The following is a 22223-nucleotide window of genomic DNA, read 5'->3' on the forward strand; positions in this document are numbered from 1 at the left end:
CTCATTTTTGCATCTTAGGGGTGTCGATCTACGAAAGCAATCTGCAACGGTTTAGACGCGATGAAGATCGCCAGTTTTAGCTTGCTTTGTTTTAGTTGTGTAGCTTCACCTTGGGGTAGTCGATGAGTAGTGTTTTAGTAATCGAAGACGATCCAGAAATTTTAGAAAATATTGGAGAAATTCTGGAGTTACAGAGCTACGAAACATTAACCACGAGTAGCAGTGTGACTGGATTACAGTTAGCAAAAGAAGCTCTGCCAAATCTGGTGATCTGTGATGTGGTGATGCCAGAACTAGACGGCTATAGCGTTCTCAGCGAACTACGTCAACAAACAGAAACAGCCACAATTCCTTTTATCTTTCTCACTGGACGATCGGATCGATCCGATGTTCGTCACGGCATGGAATTAGGAGCCGATGACTATCTCACGAAACCTTTTACCCAGGAAGAATTGCTGGGTGCAGTACAAAGCTGCTTAAGTAAATACGATCGCTTATCCAAACAATACGAAGCTCAGGCACAAGAAGCACAATCGATCGAGAAACAACTGCAAACTAGTCAAGAACTGGCGGAAATGAATAGTGTTCTGCTAGAAAAGCTTTCTCAAGGCTTGCGGCATCCGGTGTCGAACATTACGATCGCAACCTACATGCTGAAGCAGAACTTATCGCAAAAAGACTTCGATCGATACATTGCGATTTTGGAAGAAGAATGTGCTCGGAGTACTTCGCTGTTAAACGAAGTTTCGGGTCTGCAAGAATATCTCAATCCTTCTAAGATTAATTTGCTGAGAGGTAAGTTGAAAGTTCGGATTCCGCTCTGAAGAGATGTGTATAGATAGTTCCTTCGCTACGTTGCGCTCCCGCCCTGAAATGAATTTCGGGCTAATCGACGAAAGTCTACTGAAGTAGACTTGGAACTAGGTTCAAGTTCTTAGTCCATTTCTAATGGACTTACGCCGATTAGCCCGAAATTCTATTTCAGGGCGGGCTAGGGTAGCAACGAGAACTGCTCAAACATTCTCTAATGATTTTTTGAGCAGATCAACCCAGACACACTTTAGAACCTAAGCCGAAACCAACATCGAGACAGGCTCGATCGATTCCGCCTGCTGGAAAAATTCAAGCAACGGCTGAATATGCGCTTCCTGCTTAAACCATTCTGCATCGAGATCTTCAAGCAAATGCAACTCTCGAATCAATTCCGTTCCCTGGTATTCCCGCACGATCGGATGTAGGAATGTACTTTGCTGCGCGTGACTCGGATGCGGATTGCGCTCGACGTTGAACGGATCGCCCCCAACATGACCGAATTCAAGCGTAATCACATAATGTCGATCGAACGTTCCAAGCCGCCCATCATGTAGATAATCGATCGGTACTTCCTCGTAGTAGTGAGCTGATTGACCAGAAACGGTGATCAAATCACATAGAAATCCAAATTGCTGCCACAATGCTGAGCTTTGATTAATCCGTTTGACGGTCGCTTCAAGCATTGCTTCCGAGGTTGGCTCAATCGGTTCGTGCTTCCAAACCTTACCGTGGTACTTGCATTCAAAGATGCGATGCAGTGCTTTCAGATTGTACCGGAAGCCATGAATAAAGCCGGAACTAGTCTTTTTGAAGTCCCGCATCTGCATCAATGTTCCAGCAAAATACAGGTCTGGGACGTTGACCGATTCCCATTCTGAAGTTTGCTGCGGAAAGCGATCGTAGATCACAGTCTTCGGGCGACAGTTCTCATCGAAAATCGAGGTATCAAACTGGAACCCGGTGCAAGCGATTACGCGATCGTAGATCAGATCTTCTTGTTCACCACTCGCATGAGTGTAGCTGACGGAAACAATGTATTTACCATCAGGTCGGCGTTGAATTCTTTCAACTGTTGCGTCTAAGACAGCATTCTGGCACTTGAGTTGATAAGTATCTAAGAAGTTATTGTTCAGTGCGCGGAGATGTCCGACAAAGTGCGTTTTCCATGCCAAGGTGATCGGATGAGGACTTGCAACATGAATGACGGCTGCGGTTTCGATGAGCAAGTCAGCAGTTTCAAATGCAGAATTACCCTTACCGAGGACAAGAACGCGCTGATTGACATAATCCTGCGGGTCGAGCGAAACTTCGGTGTAATTATCTGCGAGTTCAATCCCAGGAATTGCAGGAAAATAAGGCTTAGAAACACCTGTTGCGACGATCAATCGAGCCGATGAATAGGTGCGACCTGCTTCATCAGTGACCGTGAATTGATCGTCTTTCGAGACTCTTGCAACTCTAGCGTTGTACTGCACATTAAGCTGATGTCGATCGGCAAAATCATTAAGGTATCTCACCAGATCATCGGTTGCCGGAAAGTACTTCTGACTATAGTTTTTGAACAGCAATTGTTCATCATCACTTAGCAACGAGTTCCAATCCCATCGCAGGTTAATTTCTGGATCGTCGTATCCGGTGTAAACCTTGTTGATCGAAATCAATCTTCTGCGCCGTGGATACTGTTTGAAGAAAGTTGCTGCTGATTCTCCTGCCTCTAGGATGAGATAGCTGTGATTTGCTTGCTGCAAAAAGTAGCCTAATTGCAGACCAGCGGGACCTGCTCCAATGATCAGATAGTCGTATTCAGCTTGCATTGTCATTTCTGTTAAAGCTTTCAAAGTAAATGTACAAATCGAGAAATCTAAGTAAGTTTCTCGATCGAAATTGATTCAAAGTGCATCGCAAAATCGATCGCAGTTCTGCAATCTAAAAATTGATGTCGATCGCACTTTTCAAAAAACTTACGCCGCCATAGCGGGAACTTGACCGAGGTGAGAAGCCGCAAATGGATTTTCGCTTGAATGCGACTTGAGATAATCCATCATTTCATTCACAGAATCTGTGAAAACGCTAAACACTAATTCGACAAGCTCGATCGCATTTTTAAGCTGGTCATTCGTAAGTTCAAGACTTTCTAAATCCACTTCACCATCGTCTGCTTCAGTGGTGTGTTCTGTCTCAATTCCAAAGTGATAACCGCCAAAATAACGATACTCTTGATGCGTTAATTGTTGCAGTTCTCGAATCACTTCTGAAGTTTGTGAGAATGCAACATAGCCCGTTGCTTCGATCGCTTCCATTCCCGCTAAAACCACGATCGGTTCTGCTCTAAAACTATAGAGCGCAATTTGATGACACACTTGCCGCGTTTTCCGAGTCGCATCACCCCAAAAAAACTGCATTGCATCCACAAAAGTCAATCGCTGATTTAGCCCTAACTTTTCCAAATCTTCCAGGAACCAAACCCAGTGATGATCATCTTCATAAGTGCGACGATTGATCAATTGCTGAATTCTGTCGTTTGAGGGTTCTTTGCGTAAATCGGAGCGATTCAACTCTCCAAACGCCATCACCATCGGTACTGCACAAGGAATCCAGGCGAGTCTACTTCGTGGATCAACGCTTTTATCCTGTAAAAATTGAAATAGCGGCAACTCAGAAAATTCTTGTTTACGCTTCTCAATCAGGTCGAGGATTTCTTTCATTTCAGCACTCCTCAAGAATTGCAAATCATAAATCAGGCTATTGTACAGTTGCGCGAATAAGCCAAAGATTGTCACTGAAGTCGTGGGCAATCTGCAAGGAAAAAAGTATTAAGAAAGTCAAAATGTGAATTAATTGACAGGCTAAGTCGGAAGAATTTCTGAATACGCAAATTCGCGATTGTTCACAATATCTTGACAAGAAAACGTTAGGGATTCTCAGCCATTCAAAATCGGTAATTGAGGAATGACTGAAACTTACATCCGCATTGTTCCAGAAGGTTCTAATATTTGTCAAGCCTAGTTAATTCTGAATATGATAAACATTTATTGCATTAATAAATACCCGTGAATTGCGCTACTGATCCATTTTCTGTTGGCACCAATTCAACACAGGACATTGTGAACAATGAGGACGCTTTCCTGTACAGATATGTTTTCCAAAAGGCACTAACAATTGATTAATCTCGATCCAGTACTGCTGCGGAAGTTTTGCTTCTAGTGCGATCGTTGTTTTTTCCGGTGTTTTCGTCTCGACATATCCCCATCGATTCGTAATCCGATGCACATGAGTATCCACGCTGATATAAGGCTGTTGGCAAGCAACTCCCAAAGCGAGATGAGCACATTTCACACCAATTCCTTTGAAGCTCATTAACACTGCTTCATCGGCTGGTAGCTCTCCTGCATAGTTCATCAAGATTTGATTCGCGATCGTATGAATCTGTTGCGCCTTTTGCTCTGGATAGGTACAGTCACGAATCAATGTTTCAATCTGTGCGGGGGTGAGTTGCGCGATCCCCTCTGGTGTTCGAGCTTGCTCAAACAATCGACGCGACACAGGTAAGCTCACTTCGTCGTAGGTTCTCACCGAAATTAAACAGCTAATCAATTGTTCAAACAGCGAAGTATAACCATCTTCATAGAGTTCAAACATCGCAGCTTTTGGTAAAGTGCTGACCGCATCACGAACGCGATCGAACACAGCATCGACATCAAACGGCAGTTTTTCCATATTCTGATAGTTCGAGTGTATTATGAAAATCTAAAGTGAAAGGCAATTCAAATGCTAACGTTACAAGGAAAAGTGATTTTAGGCATCGATCCTGCGATCGCCACCATCGGATATGGTGCAATTCAAGATGATCATGTCTTGGACTATGGCGTAATTGTGACTCCGGCAAAGTCCTCAATCTACGATCGCCTAAAGCAAATTCACGATGATATTTGCGAACTCTGTCAGATTCTCAAGCCCGATGTCGTTGCGCTAGAAATGCCTTTCTTTAGTCGCGAAATGACGAGCGCAAACAAAGTTCTGAGAGCTTTGGGCGTGATCGAACTGGCTTTGGGTGAGTGTGGTTTATCTGAGCCAATCTTTCTCCATCAATCACAGGTGAAAGCTTCCGTTGCAAAGTACGGAGCGCAAAAGTCCGAAATTCAGCAAGCGGTGATGATGATTTTTGGACTAGATGCGCCACCGAAGCCCGATGACGCGGCAGATGGATTAGCGATCGCGTTTGCGGCTCAATCCGGTGCACGAGCGAACGTCAAGTAACTCTTTCAGGATTTGCAATCTATTTTGAAGCAAGAGTTGTTTGAATGATCTTGAGTGCTGTGTCTTGTGTTTCTTTCAACAAGCGCGGTTCAACCACTTTATCGCCCGGTGAATGATAGTTCGGGTCTTTGCCCCGGAAAAAGAACAAAGTTGAAACATTCTTCGATCGAAAAGAGGCATGATCACTGCCACCAAATCGGCTAGATTGAACATTACCTGAAACGGATTGCGCGATCGCGCTCATTGTTCCTGAGCCATCGAGCAGTAATCGATCGTTTACACCAACCATGTCGAAGTTCAACATCGCTTTCAATCCTGAGAGAAATTGGGGAGTCGCTCGATCGACAAATGCTTCCGATCCTTTCAAGCCATCTTCCTCACCATCGAACGCCATAAACCAGATTTGATTTGCTTCTGGTGATTTCGACAGCGATCGAGCAATGCCTAGTACAACCGCAGTTCCCGAAGCGTTATCATTCGCACCTGGAGAATTTTCAACTGAGTCAAAATGCCCGCCAATGATTAATTTCGGCTGCGTGACATTCGGTAAATGAGCAATCACATTTCGCCCTAGAGCATTCGGTTGAGCTTTCACGGTTAAGGTCGCTTGTGCATTCGTTTTTTGGGCTTGCTCTAGTAACGGTGTTCCAACTTCTTGAGACAGTGACGCGGCTGGAATCGGAGAAGCTCTCAGCAACATTCCGCGAACGTTTCCCGGTTGATTGTTCACGATCAGAATCCCAATCGCACCTGCCGCCGCTGCATTTTCGATCTTCTGAATGAATTGAATACCGCCCCGTTGAACGATCGCAATGTGATTTTTCACATCCACAGCTTTGAAGTCTTCAGGCTTGCCATAGTTCGGAACGGCGACCAGTTTCCCAGAAGGCGTTCCTGGAACAGATCGCACCATTGCCCAAGCATTGATCGTTTTTCCATCGATCGAGACAGTTGAGCCGCCATCGAAAAATTTCGGATAAGTAAACGTCTGAACTTCTACTTGATAGCCCAGCTTGCGATATTGATCAATCAAATATTCGCTGGCGCGTTCAGCGATCGGAGTTCCGGCGACTCTGGGACCTAGATTGACGAGGGCTTGTACATCTGCGAAGAGGGGATCAGCGGCAAAAAGGGAATGGGTTAACGTTGCGATTAGGAAAGCGATCGTCATTCCAAGCCAGATTCGAGAGCGACGAAACCGAAAAAACATGGGATTTTCAGGAGGTGAGGACTTTTCCAGCTTAAACGACGGAACTTTTACCTGAATTGAGCCACAAAAAATCGGGTACCTCAGCAAAGAGATACCCGCTAGACTAGCTTTCAAGGTTGACCAGAATTTAGAGGAAAAACATTACATCAGACCCAGGAAGTGAAGCGTTCCACCACCCGTCAAGTATTCCGTAGCCAAAGCAGCGACAAAGCCGAGCATCGCAAACCGACCATTCCACAGTTCAGCTTGCGGAGTGAAGCCAAACTTCCAAGCGTTACGATCTTCGATCGCCGTTGCAGTCATTTTTTGTGTGTCTTGCATGGTTAGTACTCAGAAACGCATTAGCTACAAAATATATTAACGAATGTAACGAAAAGTGTCAAAGGATTAAGCGAATCGTAAGCATTGATACATAACGCTTATTCTTCCGACTGAGATTCGGTGAGATGTTTCAACAAATGATCAACTTTCATCGTTAGAAAGTCCCCCGCTTCTGGATATAGCGATATGATGAAAGCGATTGATTATTGTAAAGAATCATCAATGATTGTTTCTGACACTGGCTTCCGCAAACTCAAAGACTCGATCGTCGAAAAGCTTTTCTTCGGTCACGAGCCATCGGCTGAATTGATTGCAATCCTCTTGGTCTACTTTGTGCAGGGGATTCTCGGTTTGGCGCGACTAGCGGTGAGTTTCTTTCTCAAGGATGACCTGCATCTCAATCCGGCTGAGGTGTCCGCGCTTTTGGGAGTTGTGGCGCTGCCGTGGATGATTAAACCGCTGTTTGGGTTTATCTCCGACGGATTGCCGATTTTTGGATATCGTCGTCGTCCGTATCTAGTGTTATCGGGTTTTTTGGGCGCGATCGCTTGGGTGCTTTTAGCAACAGTCGTGCATTCGGCTTGGGCGGCAACGCTGGCGATTTCACTCGGATCGCTTTCGACCGCGATCGCAGATGTAATCGTGGATTCGCTCGTGGTTGAGCGGGCGCGAGGAGAATCGGTCAGCGGGGCGGGATCGCTTCAGTCCTTGACTTGGGGCGCGGCGGCAGTCGGCGGATTGATCACGGCATATTTCAGCGGAGCGCTGCTTCAGCACTTTGACACCCGCACAATTTTCTTGATTACCGCAACGTTTCCGTTGATTGTGTCTTGTGTTGCTTGGCTGATTGCAGAATCGCCTGTCACTGAGAAAGCGAATTGGTCGATCGTCGGGGAGCAGTTAAAACAGCTTAAACAAGCGGTGACGCAAAAATCGATTTGGTTGCCAACGGCGTTTTTGTTTTTGTGGCAAGCGACTCCGAGTGCAGAATCTTCATTTTTTTACTTCTCAACGAATGAGTTGGGATTTGAGCCGGAATTTTTAGGACGAGTGCGACTGGTGACAAGTCTTGCTTCGGTCGTTGGAGTCTGGGTATTTCAGCGATTTTTGAAAGCTGTACCGTTTCGAGTCATTTTCGGCTGGTCTACGGTGATTTCAGCGGTGTTGGGACTTTCGATGCTGTTGTTGGTCACGCATACGAATCGGGCATTGGGAATTGACGATCGCTGGTTTAGTTTGGGCGATAGTCTGATTCTGACGGTGATGGGACAGATTGCGTTTATGCCTGTGTTGGTTTTAGCAGCAAGACTCTGCCCACCGGGAGTGGAAGCCACTCTATTCGCTTTGTTAATGTCAGTTGTGAACCTATCAGGGCTAGTGTCGTATGAGTTTGGAGCGTTGTTAACCCATTGGTTAGGCGTGACCGATACGAATTTCGATAATCTCTGGATTTTGGTGCTGATTGCGAATTTGAGTACGTTGTTACCTTTGCCGTTGTTGGGATGGTTGCCTGCGGCGGATGCGACGAGTCCGAGTACAGAGGCTCACTCGGCGTTGGAGGCTGATCCGGCGAAACCGATCGGGCAGGCTTTTATGCCGAACTTGGTATCGGTCAGTGCGGGAAAGGAAACGGCGGGTGAGTGAGAGGTTGATGAGAAGGGATTTTTAGAAAATAAAGAAAAGGTACGGGTAGGAAATGCAAGGGTTTCAGCTTTTTGAACATGCGGTGACAGTGCCAACTCGATCGTATAACACTCAAGAATGGCAGCGGGGATATCGATCGCTCCATGAAGAATACGATTACTGGATTGATGAGATTGAAGGTGAGATTCCTGGTGAATTGAACGGGACGCTGTTTAGAAATGGTCCGGGACAGTTTGAGGTCAATGGAGAGCGGTATCAGCATCCGTTTGATGGGGATGGGATGATTAGCGCGATCGCATTTCACAACGGACGCGCTCACTATCGCAATCGGTTTGTTAAAACTGAAGGTTATTTAGCAGAACAAAAAGCGGGGAAAATCCTCTATCGCGGCGTGTTCGGGACTCAGAAGTCTGGAGGCTGGTCAGGGAACGCTTTTGATGTTCGGACTAAGAATATTGCAAACACACAGGTGATTTACTGGGGCGGAAAGCTACTCGCGCTGTGGGAAGCGGCTGAACCGCATCGCCTTGACCCAAAGACTTTAGAAACGCTTGGCTTAGAGTACTTTGATGGCAAGTTAGGAAAAGGTGCACCGTTTGCGGCACATCCTTGGATTGATCCCGCTAGTAAATTCGATGATGGAAAGCCTTGTTTGGTCAATTTCTCGATCAAGGCTGGCTTGTCTTTTACGATCGCAATTTACGAACTCGATCTTGATGGCAACATCATTCGCCAGCATGATTATCCGGTTCCTGGATTCGCGTTTATTCACGACTTCGCCATCACACCGAACTACTGTATTTTCTTCCAGAATCCGGTCAAGTTTAATCCATTGCCCTTTTTGTTTGGACTACGATCGGCAGGCGAATGTATCAAGTTCCAACCTGCTCAACCGACAAAAGTTCTAATCATTCCGCGTGATCCAGCGATTAAAGCGAAACCTCAAGTTCTCGAAACCCCTTCAGGCTTTGTCTTCCATCATGCGAATGCGTTCGAGCAAGATGGCAATATTGTGATTGATTCTGTCGCTTACACGAACCTGCCTTCGGTTGAACCTGGAGCAGATTATCGAGAAACAGAGTTTGATGCCCTTTCGCCAGGTCAACTGTGGCGATTTCGGATGAATTTAGAAACGGGAACCATCGATCGAGAATTGCTCGAAGAGCGGTGCTGTGAGTTTCCTTTTATTCATCCAGCGAAAGCAGGACGACAACACCAATACGTTTATCTTGCGGCGGCTCACTTAGAAACTGGAAATGCTCCACACCAGGCGATTCTCAAGATCGATGTGGAAACGGGAGCGCGTCAGATTCGGAGTTTTGCACCGAGCGGATATGTGAGCGAACCTGTGTTCGTGCCGCGTGGGAAGGCTTCAGAATCGGGACTGTACACAGAACTGAGCGGGGATGAAGATGATGGCTGGTTGATTGCAACGGTGTTTAATACAGAACGCGATCGCTCTGATATTGTGATCGTCGATGCGAAGGATCTAAGCGTGGTTGCAACGCTTCATCTGAAGCATCACATTCCTTACGGTTTACACGGAACATTCACGCCCCATTACTTTGAATAAAGTTCGCTCTTTTTCACTGGAGCTTCGTCAACGATAATCAGAAGTATCATTCTCGGTTTTTCTATGGCTGTTGATATTCTGATCTTGTCGAATGCTCCGGGAGAATTGGCGACTTGGGTCAAGCCGATCGTGCGAGAACTGAGAGCGCAACTCGGTTCAGAGCCGCGAATTTCGGTCGTTTTATCTCCCTGTCCAAATGCGAGTGGACAAGAGGCAGAAATTGCTCGGAGCTATCCAGAGGTCGATCGCGTTCAATCCGCCGATCATTTTTTCTCATTTTTGCTTTGGGGAAAAACGGCGGAGAATTGGAACTGGCACGATCGAGGAGTGGTGATCTTCCTGGGTGGTGATCAGTTCTTTCCGGTGGTGATTGGCAAACGGTTGGGATATTGCACTGTGATTTATGCGGAGTGGGACGCGAGATGGCACCGATGGATTGATCGCTTTGGTGTGATGCGATCGCAGATTGTCGATCGTGCTCCAGAACCGTTTAAGCACAAAATGACGGTGGTGGGGGATTTGATGGCAGAAGTGCAAACCCAACAATCTGAACATTCATCAGAAGAATTGATCGGATTGCTTCCCGGATCAAAGCCTGCAAAGTTAACTCAAGGCGTGCCGTTAACATTGGCGATCGCGGAACACATCAAGCGCGATCGTCCTCAAACTCGCTTTGTGATTCCAGTCGCACCGACTTTAGATTTACAGAGTTTAGCAAAGTACGCTGATCCAGCACAAAACTCGATTCTGCCGTTGATGGGCAATGTTTCCGCCAAATTAGTCGAGGGCGATCGACCGTATTTGGAGACGCAGAATGGACTATCGATCGAGCTTTGGCAATCTAAAACCGAGCGAGTTCCGGTTTATGAATTGCTGTCTCAATGTCGATTATGTTTAACCACGGTTGGAGCCAACACCGCAGAACTCGGATCGTTAGCCGTTCCGATGATTGTTTTATTACCGACTCAGCAACTTGACGCAATGCGGGCTTGGGATGGCTTACCTGGCTTGCTTGTGAACCTTCCGGGAGTGGGTTCTAGAATTGCAAAAGTGATCAATGGTGCAATGCTCAAACGATTAGGATTGTTGGCTTGGCCCAACATCTGGGCGAAAGAAATGATTGTTCCGGAGTTGCTTGGAGAGTTAGAAGCAGAAGAGGTTGCTAAATTAGCGATCGACTATCTGGATCATCCTGAAAAGCTTGAACAAATGCGCGATCGACTCAGACAAGTTCGAGGAGAACCTGGAGCCGCGAAGAAACTTGTCTCGATCGTGGTTGAAGAACTTAACTAGCCTTGATTCACAAATCGCTCAAATTATTTCAGAACATGTAGAAATCTCTAGACTGATGAGTTTTCCTCGTTCTTACTTTAAGCTATAGAACAATGTGTTAGTACGCTGAGCCATTTTGAACGAAACCCGGTAGTCTGTGCCCTTCAATCAAACGGTGAAGTCGATATGAATGTAAATTTGCCACCTGATGTTGATGTGCGGAAGTCAACCAACTGGATTATTGCACTCAGCATTGCTCTCATTGTGCTTGGAATTCTTGCAATTCTGCTACCAGGAATCGCTTCAGCGTTCTTTACCTCAGTGATTGGGTGGATCACGCTTATTAGTGGTGCTGTCATGATTGTACAGTCGTTTCAATCGAGACCTGTGCGCGGATTTTGGCTGAACTTGATTACTGGAGTGCTTTATGCGATCGCAGGAGTCTACATTCTGTTTAATCTCCGTGATGCAGTCTTAGCGCTCACGTTCGCTTTTGGGATCTTGTTTATCGTCGAAGGAATCTACACGATCATCATGGCGTTTGTGCATCGATCGGGGCATCGAATGTCTTGGTTTGTTGCACTCAATGGAATTATCACCTTAATTTTGGGGATCATGGTGCTGAATCGATTTCCTTACAGTGCGATTTGGTTGATTGGACTTTATGCGGGCATTAGTTTGCTAATGACGGGGAGTTCTTTACTGACGGCGGCTCTCGTGGCTCGACGCGCTGCGGGATCTTGAGATATTTGCAGCTATGATCCAGACATCGCCCTGATGTTCTGAACGATGCTGAACTATCTTCGATCGAGAATTTTGCCCTCAAAACCCGCACAGTTACTCATTCAAACTGGAATGAAGTGGGATAAAGATGATTGTCCAGGAATGGCAGCTTCTTTATCGTACTTTGCGCTGTTTTCCTTGTTTCCAATGCTCTTGGTGTTGCTGAGTGTACTCGGTGCGTGGATTCGTCCGGGTTCAGCAGAGTTTCAACAAATCCAAACCGCAGTCGAACAATTTCTACCGCCCGAAGTGCATGATCTGATCGAATCGACCGTGATTGCGCTCAATCAAAATAGTGTCGGGGCTGGAATCATTGGATTTAGCCTTCTGATGTGGGCTGCGAGTTCGGTGTTTGCAATCTTGAGACATTCGGTAAACAAAATTTGGCGATCACCAGAAGAAGCGCCTCCGAATCGATCGATCCCCAAGCTCATTTTCTTCTTTATCGCCAATCGCTTATTCTCATTCGTTCTAGTTCTTGGAACCGGGTTAGTTCTCGTTGCTGCTCTTGCGACTAACATTGTAATTCGAGCGGTTGTCCAGCTTGTTGAAGCGTTTCCGTTGCTTCGGATTGATCAATTAAAACTCGATCGAGGACTTCAAGCAGGTTCGGCTTTTTTCATCTTGTCGATTACGCTCTGCATTCTATTTAAGACTCTGCCCACGATTCGAGTGAGTTGGAATGATGTTTGGCTGGGAGCATTGCTAACGGCTGGTTTACTGGTGGGATTGCAACAGTTGGTGAGTAATAGTGTAATCTCAATTGGCAGCCACTTTCTCTCTTATGGCGTGGTGGGGAGCGTGATGATTTTGCTGCTGTGGATTTTTCTCACTGGTCAGATTTTTCTATTTGGATGTGTGTTTACCTATACTTATGCTCATTTATTCGGCAGTCGTCAATGATTGGAAAAGAGCAAACTTTCTTAAGACATTCCGCCTCCTGAATTAAATCCGATAAATTCATATCAGTGCAAATTCAACGCCATTCAGGGGTAGTTGTATGACGATCGAGAATCAACGGTTAGAAGATGCCCAGACGAAGAAAGTAGACTGGTACAAATGGGGTCCATATCTTAGCGAACGTCAATGGGGAACTGTGCGAGAAGACTATAGTTCTGATGGCAATGCGTGGAGCTATTTTCCTCATGACCATGCTCGATCGAGAGCCTACCGCTGGGGTGAAGATGGGTTAGCGGGCATTACTGACAATCACAACTTACTCTGTTTTGCTCTGGCACTCTGGAACGGCAATGATCCCATCTTAAAAGAGCGATTGTTTGGATTGACTAATAGCGAGGGCAACCACGGCGAAGATGTCAAAGAGTACTATTTCTACCTTGACAGTACGCCAACTCATTCGTACATGAAGTATCTCTATAAGTATCCCCAAGCCGCATATCCTTACGAAGATTTGGTAAAAACGAACGCTCAGCGGAATCGCTATGAATTAGAGTACGAGCTATTAGATACCGGGATTTTTGATGACGATCGCTATTTTGATGTGTTCGTCGAATACGCGAAAGCAGATGCTGAAGATGTTTTAATCAAAATCAGCATTGCGAATCGTGGATCTGAAGCGGCTCCGATTCATGTGCTACCAACCGTCTGGTTTCGGAATACTTGGTCTTGGGCAGATGGGGGTGCGAAACCGACTCTAACGAAGCTTGAGGGCACTGGAAACAGTGTTGTTCATGCTCACATCACAGATACATTGCTGGATCAATACGTTCAAGATTACTACTTCTATTGTGATGGTGTTGTGCCGCTGTTATTCACCGAGAATGAAACGAATAATCAGCGATTGTTCAATTCCACAAATGAGCATCCTTATGTCAAAGATGGCATCAATCAATACATTGTGCAGGGTGACAAGGCTGCGATTAACCATGCTGGAACAGGGACAAAAGTTTCGCCACACTATGAAATCACCGTTGGAGCGGGAGAAACAAAGGTCATTCAACTCCGACTAACAAAACGCGCTCCAGATGAAGTAGGTGATCCGTTTGGTGATAGCTTTGAGCAGACTTTCGCCACTCGGCTGCAAGAAGCAGATGACTTCTACAGTACAGTGATTCCACCAGCGGTTTTAGCAGATCCCGATCGAGCAAATGTGATGCGGCAAGCTCTCGCGGGCATGATGTGGACGAAACAATACTTTTTCTATGATGTGGATCAATGGCTGAGAGAGCGTGGAATCACACCTTGGACAGTCGTTCATGAGCGGAAACATGTGCGGAATAATGAATGGTTCCACATGTGCAATGATGATGTTGTCTCAATGCCCGATAAGTGGGAATATCCCTGGTATGCTGCCTGGGATCTAGCGTTTCATGTGATTCCGATTAGTTTGGTTGATCCCTGCTTTGCGAAAGATCAATTGATGTTAATGCTGCGGGAAGATTATCTACATCCGAATGGTCAGATTCCTGCTTACGAATGGAACTTTAGTGATGTTAATCCTCCGGTTCATGCGTTCGCAACTTGGGAAATTTATGTGCGCGATCGCGAAAGAAACAACGGCAAAGGCGATATCGATTTTCTTAAATATGCTTTCTCTAAGCTATTGATTAACTTCACTTGGTGGGTGAATCGCAAGGATGAAGGCGGTAACAATATCTTCCAAGGTGGCTTTCTCGGACTTGATAACATTGGCGTGTTCGATCGCAGCGCGCCTTTACCAACCGGAGGCTATCTCGATCAAGCAGATGGAACGGCATGGATGGCATTTTTCAGTCAGCGAATGTTTCAGATCGCGATCGAGCTTGCTCTACATGATCCTTTGTACGAAGATTTTGCAACTAAATTCTTTGAACATACGATGTGGATCGCGGGCGCAATGGATCGCATTGGAGACAACAAAGACGAACTTTGGGACGAGGAAGATGGCTTTTTCTATGATGTTTTGCACTTCCCCAATGGAGACTCTACCCGCCTAAAAGTGCGATCGATGGTTGGATTGTTGTCATTAATGGCGATCGCAGTTTTTCCGAGTGAAGCTTTTGCGAGACTTCCACGGTTTAAAGAAGCTGCCCAAAAGTTTATGCTGCAAAATCCTGAACTGACTCAGAACATTCACCTTCCGACTCAGTTGGGTGAACGAAATCGCTTGATGCTCTCGATTTTGAATGAGAACAAACTGCGGCGAATTTTGGAAAAAATGCTTGATGAATCTGAGTTTTTGAGCGACTACGGGGTTCGATCGCTGTCTCGCTATCATCAAGACAATCCTTACATCTTCTACCATCAAGGGCAAGAATTCAAAGTGAGCTATGTTCCGGGAGATTCGACTTCGGGGATGTTCGGTGGTAACTCGAACTGGCGCGGTCCGGTATGGATGCCTGTGAATTTTTTGTTACTACGATCGCTGCTTCAAGTTTATAGCTACTACGGTGATAGCTTTACCGTGGAATGTCCAACGGGTTCAGGCAACTATCTCAATCTTTTTGAGGTGACAAAAGAACTGAGCGAACGTTTAGTTCGTATCTTCGCCAAAGATTCGTCGGGTCGTCGTCCGGTCTATGGCAGTGCTGAGAAGTTCCAAACCGATCCCCACTGGAAAGATTTGATTCTGTTCTATGAATACTTCCATGGTGACAATGGTGCAGGGATTGGAGCAAGTCATCAAACCGGATGGACAGGCTGCATTGCTCGTGTTATTCAAGCACTCGGATATTTCACCCCAGAAACGGTGCTAGAGACGGTTACACCTGGAGAACTTTCTAGATATCAGTCCGAAGAAACTTTGCAATCTGTGATCTAAAATCATGACCGTTCAAATCGTTTTTGATGCTCGTGCCCGTCTGGGAGAGTGTCCTTTGTGGAATGTCGATCGACAACAATTGTTCTGGGTCGATGCTTACAATCATCGGGTGCATCAATTTGATCCAGCAACCGGGCAGGATCGGTTCTTTGATGTCGGTGATATTGTTAGCGCGATCGCGATTGTCGATCGCGATCGATTACTGCTGGCATTACGCGATCGATTGGCTTATCTCAATGTTGAATCGGGTGAAGTGACTGCGTTCTATCAGTTTAATTTTCCTTATCCGAACACACGCTGTAATGATGGTAAGTGTGATGCTCAAGGGCGTTTCTGGATTGGAACCGTGAGCGAAACGGCGAAACAGGCAGAACTCTATCGTTATGATCCAGATGGCTCGATTCGAGTGATGGAAACTGAGCTAACCATCTCGAATGGATTAGGCTGGAGTCCCGATCGATCGACGTTCTATCTAACCGATTCGGCTCCTCACAAAATTTATGCTTATGATTTCAATGCTGAAACAGGAACCATTCAAAATCGGCGGACGCTGATAGATTTGTCTAGTGAAGCGGTTGAACCGGATGGATTATCGATCGATACTCAAGGCAACATTTGGACAGCGCTTTGGAATGGGTGGTGCGTTGCTTGTTTTGACGCTGCTGGAAAAGAACTCGATCGTATCAACCTCCCGGTACAGCGTCCAACCAGTGTGACGTTTGGAGGCTCAAACCTATCAGATCTGTACATTACTTCAGCTTCGGTTGGATTGAGCCAGAAAGAAATTCAGCAAGGATTCAATGCAGGGGATTTATTTCGTCTATCAACAAATGCTCAAGGAATTCCGAGTCATGCGCTTAGTTCAGCAATAATAGAATAGCCATTTCCAAAAGAGGTGTTTATGCTGCCAAGCGTATCAGAGCGTCAAATGAATGGAGTTCGCTGGATACTCACCATTGGGTGGCTACTGGTCATTGCTTCTTTGTTCTATGATCCTTGGTCTGCTGCATTAACTGAACCCAATCACCCTTGGAGTCCATTACGGATTACGGACGAATGTGTCAAAGTTCAAGGTCAATGTCTACCACAGCAGCCTTACCCATTAGGTGCAACCTTGTTTTGGGGCGCGATCGTACCGTCTGGAATTTTCATCCTCTTAGTCTTCGGACATGAACTCTGGCGGCGCATTTGTCCATTATCGTTTCTGTCTCAGATTCCACGCGGTTTAGGACGACAACGGCAGTTCAAGCACGAAAACAAAAAGACAGGTAAGGTTCGATACGAACTCGCGAAGGTTAAAGCGGATTCTTGGTTAGGACGGAACTATCCGTATGTGCAGTTTGGCTGGTTGTTTGTTGGGTTGTGTGGGCGAATTTTGTTTTTTAATGCCGATCGCTTAGTCCTGGGTGGTTGGCTAGTATTTACGATTTTGGCAGCGATCGCAGTCGGTTACTACTACGGCGGCAAATCTTGGTGTCAGTACTTTTGTCCAATGGCTCCGGTGCAAACAATTTTTAGTGAGCCGAGAGGGTTAGTTGGCACTAAGGCACATATGAGTGATAGCCGCATTACTCAGTCGATGTGTCGAACCGTTCAGCCTGATGGGAATGAGCAAAGTGCTTGTGTCGCTTGTCAGAGTCCTTGTATTGATATTGATTCTGAGCGGACGTACTGGGATGGCTTGAACAAACCCGAAGAAACATTAATTCGATACGGTTATGTTGGTTTAGTCGTTGGCTATTTCCTGTATTACTATCTCTATGCTGGAAACTGGAACTATTACTTTTCTGGGATTTGGAATCGCGACCCAAATCAGCTTGCAGCGTTGATGAGTCCGGGATTGTATCTATTTGGGCAGGCGATTAACATTCCCAAGCTATTTGCAGTTCCGTTGGTGCTGGGTGGATTTACAGCGATCGGCTATTACGCTGGAAAATTCATCGAGCAAGGCACCAAATCCCGTTTACAAAAACGTTCTAAACTTCATCCTGATATCATTCGCCATCGTATTTTTGCAATTTGCACGTTCAGCGTTTTCAATTTCTTTTTCTTCTTTGCAGGTCGTCCTTTAATTGGATTGTTACCGATTTGGGTGCAAACTCTGTTTGATGTTGCGCTGGTTTTTCTCAGTACGCTGTGGCTCCAAAAAACTTGGCGACGCAGTCCGGATCTGTATTCGCGTGAGAATTTAGCAAGCCGATTCCGCAAACAGCTAGAAAAGCTCGATTTGAATGTTTCACAGTATCTGGATGGTCGATCGCTCGATGATCTCAATACAAACGAAGTGTATGTTCTGGCGAAAGTGCTTCCGGGCTTTGGTCGCGAACAACGACATGAAGCCTATAAAGGCGTAGTACAAGAAGCATTGGCTGAAGGTTATGTGAACTATTCGAGCAGCTTAGAAGTTCTACAGCAAATGCGTCAGGAGCTTGGAATTTCCGACGATGAACACCGAGAAGTTTTAGAAGAATTGGGAGTCGAAGATCCAGAACTGTTGAACCCCGATCGCAAATGGTCACTCGAAAATCAGATTCGTCTTAGCGGCTATCAGAAATCACTAGAACGCTTAATGCGTCTACAACAGAGCCAGCCTGATCTGGCATCAATTCAAGCATTACGGTGCGAGTACTCAATCACACCGCAAGAAGAGGCATGGATTTCGTCTGGATTAGCTCCAGATGTCAGCAACGCTCAGAAAGCAGAAGAGTTACTGGCTCGATTGCGGCAATGGGTGGAGTGCGATCAAGCTTTAGATTATCCAGAACTACAGGAACACGCTGCTGTTCTTAAAGTTCTGCATACCAGCGTCGAACGCAAGCAGGAATTGATTGTGCGATCGCTACTCGATCTTTTATCAACCCTGCAAAATCCGATGTCGGTTGCTCAATCGTTGAAGCAGCTTTCTCCCGAAGTTGTTACAGCAGTTCTCAAGCGCGAATCCTGGAAAAATCTGCGTCCCGAAGTGGCTCAGTTGCTTGCTCAACCTGGAAAGCCACGAAGCTCTGTACAGCTTCCGACACAGGACGTTGTGAGTTATTTAGAACTCCTGTTAGATCACTATAATCCTCTCGTTCATGCTGCTGCACTCTTTCTAATTGCTCAACTGCATCCCGATCGAGTGCAAATTCGCGAGACTGATCCGCCTTTCGTTCAGGACACCGCAAAACAATTGTTGGCTTTGCCGTCCTCTCCATCTCTTTCCCAGCTTCCAAAGCTAGAAAAGTTTGTGCATCTATTTAATAGTGATTTCTTCGATCGCATTCACACCGATACACTCATGGCGTTAGGCGATCGAGCAACGGTCAGAACGTACAAAACAGACGACACGATCACCGAAGCGGGTGATACTTGCCGAGAATTGTTACTGCTAATCGAAGGTGATGCGAATATTCAATATCAATCTGGGAATGGAACCCGCACCGAGCAGCTTCATCCTGGACAGATGTTAGATGAATTAGAAGTGTTAACTCACAGCAATTCGGAAAATACGATCGTAGCTGCCAGTAAAACGACTCGAATTATTGCGATTCCGGTCGATGCTTTGGACGACTTGCTGGACAGCGATCGCAATTTTGCCCGCCGAATTCTGGAACTAGAAAGCCGCCAACTTCAACGATTGGTGAAAGCTGGACAGGTTTAAGCGATCGCACACCCAAAATTCGGGAATCTCAAACCGAGATCCCCGAATCCTTTAATCTTTCACAGCAACCAGCCCGATTTAATTCGCGTTCAGTTTTCCTTCAGCGCGGCTTAATACCGAATCCGTTGGCAAACACAGCAAATTATCGCCCTGCGTCCGAATCATTCCTTTCTGCCGCAGCTTACCCATCAAGCGAGTAACCGTCACACGAGTTGAACCGATCGCGCTTCCGATCTGAGCATGAGTCAGCGGAAATGGCAGGCAATACCCTTCGTCCGTGGGTTCACCGTACTCTTCAATGAGCAAAGTTAAAAATCCGAGCAATCGATCGATCGTGCGACGCTGACCCAAAGTGCTCAACCACAGTAATTTCCGCTGATGCTGATACCGGAACGCATCCAGCACTTCCCGACGGAAATGGGGCCAATTATCCAAATCGTGCCAGTACATCCACACAACCGAAGTTTGATCCACATGAGCATAAGCTTGCAGTGTAAACGGCGATTGCGCCACAATTTCAAACGGTTGACCCGTACCCACAAATCCTAAAAATGCCTCTTCTGGGCTGATCCGAGCCAGCCGAGTCGCATTTCCACCCGTTGCATTCACTTGAGCCGTTCCAACCAATCGAACTGCACCCTTCTGCACGAGATACAGCAGACCTGGACGAGTCGGAACCCGTTCATCTTTACTGAAATTACGAACGCGATAATGTTCTTGCGCCCAATCGATAATTCGTTGCCAAGTCAGGAACGGGCGAGCAGCATCGGAATTCTGAGGTGTGACTGAGTACATAAGTTAATAGGCTGTTGGAGAACAGTGGGACTTTGACAAGCGCTGAGTGATCAGCGTGATTGCAAAAAATCCAAACAAACCAGGCGATCGCGCTTTTTGGCGTGGTAGGTTTCTTACAATCCCGTATCTTACGAGATCATACGTAGAAATTTGCGGTTTGCCAGTGAGATCACGGTGATCTTTACAGAAATAAGCATAAATCGCTGGTAAATTTGAACTTTTTGAACCGAAAACGATCCCATTTCAGAGCTTCAACCGTAATTACAGTGAATTGTAACCTACCGAAGATCACTTATCCTAGGCTTCGCACATTGTTACTGGCAAGAATTTGTGAGGCAATCACCCGTAAGACGGATGTCGAAGTAGCGATCCTCTCAGATTTGCAGCCAGATTCTGAGTTTTTCCACCGAAACTCTATCATCAAAAAAGTTAGAAATCATACTTCAATCGCCCGCTATCAATCGTCGATCGCGCTTCAGTTTGGGGCTAGATCCACGCAAATTCAAGAAAAAGTTGCAACTCAGATGAGGCAGCTTTCTTCTATTTCTTTGGTAATGGATTTAAAAACGATACTTCTACGTGATCTCACGATCAGTACGACTAACATTGGGCTTCTAGAGTTTGAGTTTGGCGATTGGGCGATCGCGAACTGGCTACAAACGGTTTGGGAGAGTTGCTCGATCGAAACCGATTTTAATTCAGCTTTTTCGCCCGCTTTGACGCTCTCAGAAAATTCTCATATTTTCTTTTGCCAGTACACCTATTCGCGATGTAGTGCGCTTCTTCGTCTCACAAATCTACCGAATGACATAGGTCAAACAGTAGAAACATGGCTTAACGATAAAAAACTTTTATTAAGACAAGAACGATCGCTGATTGAACAAATCATTTCAACGATCGACGAATGGGAAGACAAACCGCCACTAGAGTCCGCAATTGCGCTGAGCCAAACCTTTCAGAATTTTTATCAGTCCTGCCAGATCGTGAAGTATGAAGCGGTTGATCGTCAAATCGCACAATGTCGATTAGCTTTAGTAATGATTACTCATCGGCTTTTGAAACAGCTTTTAGAGCAAGGATTAGGCGTTTTAGCACCGGAAACCCTTTGAGAATCAGGAGCACAAGTTAGCAAGAGATGTCACAGTATTGTCACCTGATCGTCATAACGAATTTTTATCACTCAAAGGGTGACAATCCTATGGAAGCCGCTTATAGTATTGGAGTGTGAGGAGCGAACCAGCTAAGGACACCGAGACGAAACACGGCCAGTCGTCGGTGTCCTTTCTGATTTTAAAGTAGGAATTTTTCGATCGCAGTCGCTGCCCCGTCCACTTCAACCGAGGGCGCAACCCAAGTCGCCACTTCCTGAACTCCTTCCGGCGCATTTCCCATCGCAACCCCAATTCCGGCGTACTGAATCATTTCGAGGTCGTTGAAGTTATCCCCGATCGCCATGACATTTTCTGGTTTGAGATTCAGAAGTTCCTCGGCTAAGTATTTCACCGCAGTTCCTTTATTTGCAGCGGGATTCGTCGCCTCGAAGAAGGTCGCTACCGATTTCGTTAAATAAAGTTCAGCAGGCGTGTACTGTTTTTGCAGCGAACCCAGCAGAGAATTAATCAATTCCGTGTCATCACTGAGTGCAAGGACTTTTGTCGTTTCCATGTCAAGCGTCGATCGCAAATCGCCCACTTCAATCGGAGTAATTCCGCTGCGTTGCGTGTAAGCGATCGTCTCCGGAGACATCGATCGGACGTACAGATCGTCATTGATATAGAAATGAACCGACAACAATTCACGAAGTTTTGGTTGCTCAAAATAATCGAGCAGTTCCAATACTTGCGCCTTCGGAACCGACCAGCGGCGTAAGACTTTTCCACTTGCTGGATCTTGAATCCATGCGCCCTGATAAGCAATTAACGGTAATCTTGATCGCACTGTCTCATAGAATCGCAGAGCAGAACGATACATCCGCCCGGTCGCGATCGCGATTTGGATGCCATTGTTCTGTGCTTTGGCGATCGCTTGTAAGACAGGTTCGCGGATATGATTAGATTTGCCTGCGATCGTTCCGTCAATGTCTAGAACTAATAATCGAATTTCAGAGTGCTGCATATATTTTTTGCGATGATTCCTCTTCATCGTTCTACCTTAG

At 46.1% G+C, this 22223-nt stretch carries 18 protein-coding genes; 11 read left to right on the plus strand and 7 right to left on the minus strand.

The genetic code is table 11. The annotated features are described in order from the left end of the window. Window positions 1–122: 122 nt before the first annotated feature. Window positions 123–824 carry a response regulator transcription factor gene (locus NIES2104_RS05095; RefSeq protein WP_058996370.1) on the plus strand — a complete coding sequence of 234 codons (702 nt, stop codon included), beginning with the start codon at window positions 123–125 and terminating at the stop codon, window positions 822–824. 243 nt (window positions 825–1067) lie between these two features. Here NIES2104_RS05095 and NIES2104_RS05100 read toward each other — a convergent pair whose 3' ends face one another. The 3 genes from NIES2104_RS05100 to nth all read right to left on the minus strand — a co-directional run bounded on the left by NIES2104_RS05100 (window position 1068) and on the right by nth (window position 4530). After that, on the minus strand, window positions 1068–2633 hold the full coding sequence (locus NIES2104_RS05100; RefSeq protein ID WP_058996372.1) for an NAD(P)-binding domain-containing protein: 1566 nt from the start codon (window positions 2631–2633) through the stop codon (window positions 1068–1070). A gap of 141 nt (window positions 2634–2774) precedes the next feature. Continuing rightward, on the minus strand, window positions 2775–3518 hold the full coding sequence (locus NIES2104_RS05105; protein WP_059001571.1) for a hypothetical protein: 744 nt from the start codon (window positions 3516–3518) through the stop codon (window positions 2775–2777). 355 nt (window positions 3519–3873) lie between these two features. Continuing rightward, window positions 3874–4530, minus strand: a complete 657-nt coding sequence (nth, locus tag NIES2104_RS05110; protein ID WP_058996374.1) for an endonuclease III — start codon at window positions 4528–4530, stop codon at window positions 3874–3876. Between the two features lie 51 nt (window positions 4531–4581). Here nth and NIES2104_RS05115 point away from each other — a divergent pair, with 51 nt between their 5' ends. Continuing rightward, the gene (locus NIES2104_RS05115; protein ID WP_058996376.1) at window positions 4582–5070 is read left to right on the plus strand and encodes a crossover junction endodeoxyribonuclease RuvC; all 489 of its coding nucleotides are present in this window, start codon (window positions 4582–4584) and stop codon (window positions 5068–5070) included. Window positions 5071–5089: 19 nt separating this feature from the next. On the opposite strand, the gene NIES2104_RS05120 is transcribed toward NIES2104_RS05115, so the two are convergent. Both NIES2104_RS05120 and NIES2104_RS05125 read right to left on the minus strand, forming a co-directional pair. Beyond that, a complete protein-coding gene (locus NIES2104_RS05120; RefSeq protein ID WP_058996379.1) occupies window positions 5090–6280 on the minus strand; it encodes a M28 family peptidase in 1191 nt (396 codons plus the stop codon). 141 nt (window positions 6281–6421) lie between these two features. Next, window positions 6422–6601: a chlorophyll a/b-binding protein gene (locus NIES2104_RS05125; RefSeq protein WP_058996381.1), complete on the minus strand. Its 180-nt coding sequence runs from the start codon at window positions 6599–6601 to the stop codon at window positions 6422–6424. A gap of 222 nt (window positions 6602–6823) precedes the next feature. Between NIES2104_RS05125 and NIES2104_RS05130 the strand changes: the two genes are divergently transcribed. The 8 genes from NIES2104_RS05130 to NIES2104_RS05165 all read left to right on the plus strand — a co-directional run bounded on the left by NIES2104_RS05130 (window position 6824) and on the right by NIES2104_RS05165 (window position 19273). Then, window positions 6824–8245: a folate/biopterin family MFS transporter gene (locus NIES2104_RS05130; RefSeq protein ID WP_059001572.1), complete on the plus strand. Its 1422-nt coding sequence runs from the start codon at window positions 6824–6826 to the stop codon at window positions 8243–8245. A 52-nt stretch (window positions 8246–8297) separates the two neighbouring features. Continuing rightward, complete coding sequence (locus NIES2104_RS05135) at window positions 8298–9818, plus strand: carotenoid oxygenase family protein (protein WP_058996382.1); 1521 nt, start codon at window positions 8298–8300, stop codon at window positions 9816–9818. Window positions 9819–9881: 63 nt separating this feature from the next. Then, on the plus strand, window positions 9882–11111 hold the full coding sequence (locus NIES2104_RS05140; protein ID WP_058996384.1) for a hypothetical protein: 1230 nt from the start codon (window positions 9882–9884) through the stop codon (window positions 11109–11111). A 165-nt stretch (window positions 11112–11276) separates the two neighbouring features. Then, window positions 11277–11834 carry an HdeD family acid-resistance protein gene (locus tag NIES2104_RS05145; protein ID WP_058996386.1) on the plus strand — a complete coding sequence of 186 codons (558 nt, stop codon included), beginning with the start codon at window positions 11277–11279 and terminating at the stop codon, window positions 11832–11834. A gap of 45 nt (window positions 11835–11879) precedes the next feature. Next, window positions 11880–12776, plus strand: a complete 897-nt coding sequence (locus NIES2104_RS05150; protein WP_058996388.1) for a YihY/virulence factor BrkB family protein — start codon at window positions 11880–11882, stop codon at window positions 12774–12776. A gap of 97 nt (window positions 12777–12873) precedes the next feature. Further along, window positions 12874–15633 (plus strand): glucosidase, encoded by a 2760-nt coding sequence (locus tag NIES2104_RS05155; protein WP_058996390.1) that lies wholly within the window; start codon window positions 12874–12876, stop codon window positions 15631–15633. A gap of 4 nt (window positions 15634–15637) precedes the next feature. Beyond that, window positions 15638–16513: an SMP-30/gluconolactonase/LRE family protein gene (locus NIES2104_RS05160; protein WP_058996392.1), complete on the plus strand. Its 876-nt coding sequence runs from the start codon at window positions 15638–15640 to the stop codon at window positions 16511–16513. 21 nt (window positions 16514–16534) lie between these two features. Beyond that, window positions 16535–19273 carry a cyclic nucleotide-binding domain-containing protein gene (locus NIES2104_RS05165; protein WP_058996394.1) on the plus strand — a complete coding sequence of 913 codons (2739 nt, stop codon included), beginning with the start codon at window positions 16535–16537 and terminating at the stop codon, window positions 19271–19273. Window positions 19274–19351: 78 nt separating this feature from the next. Here NIES2104_RS05165 and NIES2104_RS05170 read toward each other — a convergent pair whose 3' ends face one another. Then, window positions 19352–20068 carry a Crp/Fnr family transcriptional regulator gene (locus NIES2104_RS05170; RefSeq protein ID WP_058996396.1) on the minus strand — a complete coding sequence of 239 codons (717 nt, stop codon included), beginning with the start codon at window positions 20066–20068 and terminating at the stop codon, window positions 19352–19354. A 266-nt stretch (window positions 20069–20334) separates the two neighbouring features. Here NIES2104_RS05170 and NIES2104_RS05175 point away from each other — a divergent pair, with 266 nt between their 5' ends. Further along, window positions 20335–21177, plus strand: a complete 843-nt coding sequence (locus NIES2104_RS05175; RefSeq protein WP_192843559.1) for a DALR anticodon-binding domain-containing protein — start codon at window positions 20335–20337, stop codon at window positions 21175–21177. A 181-nt stretch (window positions 21178–21358) separates the two neighbouring features. Here NIES2104_RS05175 and NIES2104_RS05180 read toward each other — a convergent pair whose 3' ends face one another. After that, window positions 21359–22183 carry a Cof-type HAD-IIB family hydrolase gene (locus tag NIES2104_RS05180; protein ID WP_192843560.1) on the minus strand — a complete coding sequence of 275 codons (825 nt, stop codon included), beginning with the start codon at window positions 22181–22183 and terminating at the stop codon, window positions 21359–21361. Window positions 22184–22223 lie beyond the last annotated feature (40 nt).

Source organism: Leptolyngbya sp. NIES-2104 (genome assembly GCF_001485215.1).
GTDB lineage: Bacteria > Cyanobacteriota > Cyanobacteriia > Leptolyngbyales > Leptolyngbyaceae > Leptolyngbya.

Coding starts and splice junctions, on each gene's coding strand:
- NIES2104_RS05095 (WP_058996370.1), top strand. CDS start 123: ATGAGTAGTGTTTTAGTAATCGAAGACGATCCAGAAATTTTAGAAAAT.
- NIES2104_RS05100 (WP_058996372.1), bottom strand. CDS start 2,633: ATGACAATGCAAGCTGAATACGACTATCTGATCATTGGAGCAGGTCCC.
- NIES2104_RS05105 (WP_059001571.1), bottom strand. CDS start 3,518: ATGAAAGAAATCCTCGACCTGATTGAGAAGCGTAAACAAGAATTTTCT.
- nth (WP_058996374.1), bottom strand. CDS start 4,530: ATGGAAAAACTGCCGTTTGATGTCGATGCTGTGTTCGATCGCGTTCGT.
- NIES2104_RS05115 (WP_058996376.1), top strand. CDS start 4,582: ATGCTAACGTTACAAGGAAAAGTGATTTTAGGCATCGATCCTGCGATC.
- NIES2104_RS05120 (WP_058996379.1), bottom strand. CDS start 6,280: ATGTTTTTTCGGTTTCGTCGCTCTCGAATCTGGCTTGGAATGACGATC.
- NIES2104_RS05125 (WP_058996381.1), bottom strand. CDS start 6,601: ATGCAAGACACACAAAAAATGACTGCAACGGCGATCGAAGATCGTAAC.
- NIES2104_RS05130 (WP_059001572.1), top strand. CDS start 6,824: ATGATTGTTTCTGACACTGGCTTCCGCAAACTCAAAGACTCGATCGTC.
- NIES2104_RS05135 (WP_058996382.1), top strand. CDS start 8,298: ATGCAAGGGTTTCAGCTTTTTGAACATGCGGTGACAGTGCCAACTCGA.
- NIES2104_RS05140 (WP_058996384.1), top strand. CDS start 9,882: ATGGCTGTTGATATTCTGATCTTGTCGAATGCTCCGGGAGAATTGGCG.
- NIES2104_RS05145 (WP_058996386.1), top strand. CDS start 11,277: ATGAATGTAAATTTGCCACCTGATGTTGATGTGCGGAAGTCAACCAAC.
- NIES2104_RS05150 (WP_058996388.1), top strand. CDS start 11,880: ATGCTGAACTATCTTCGATCGAGAATTTTGCCCTCAAAACCCGCACAG.
- NIES2104_RS05155 (WP_058996390.1), top strand. CDS start 12,874: ATGACGATCGAGAATCAACGGTTAGAAGATGCCCAGACGAAGAAAGTA.
- NIES2104_RS05160 (WP_058996392.1), top strand. CDS start 15,638: ATGACCGTTCAAATCGTTTTTGATGCTCGTGCCCGTCTGGGAGAGTGT.
- NIES2104_RS05165 (WP_058996394.1), top strand. CDS start 16,535: ATGCTGCCAAGCGTATCAGAGCGTCAAATGAATGGAGTTCGCTGGATA.
- NIES2104_RS05170 (WP_058996396.1), bottom strand. CDS start 20,068: ATGTACTCAGTCACACCTCAGAATTCCGATGCTGCTCGCCCGTTCCTG.
- NIES2104_RS05180 (WP_192843560.1), bottom strand. CDS start 22,183: ATGCAGCACTCTGAAATTCGATTATTAGTTCTAGACATTGACGGAACG.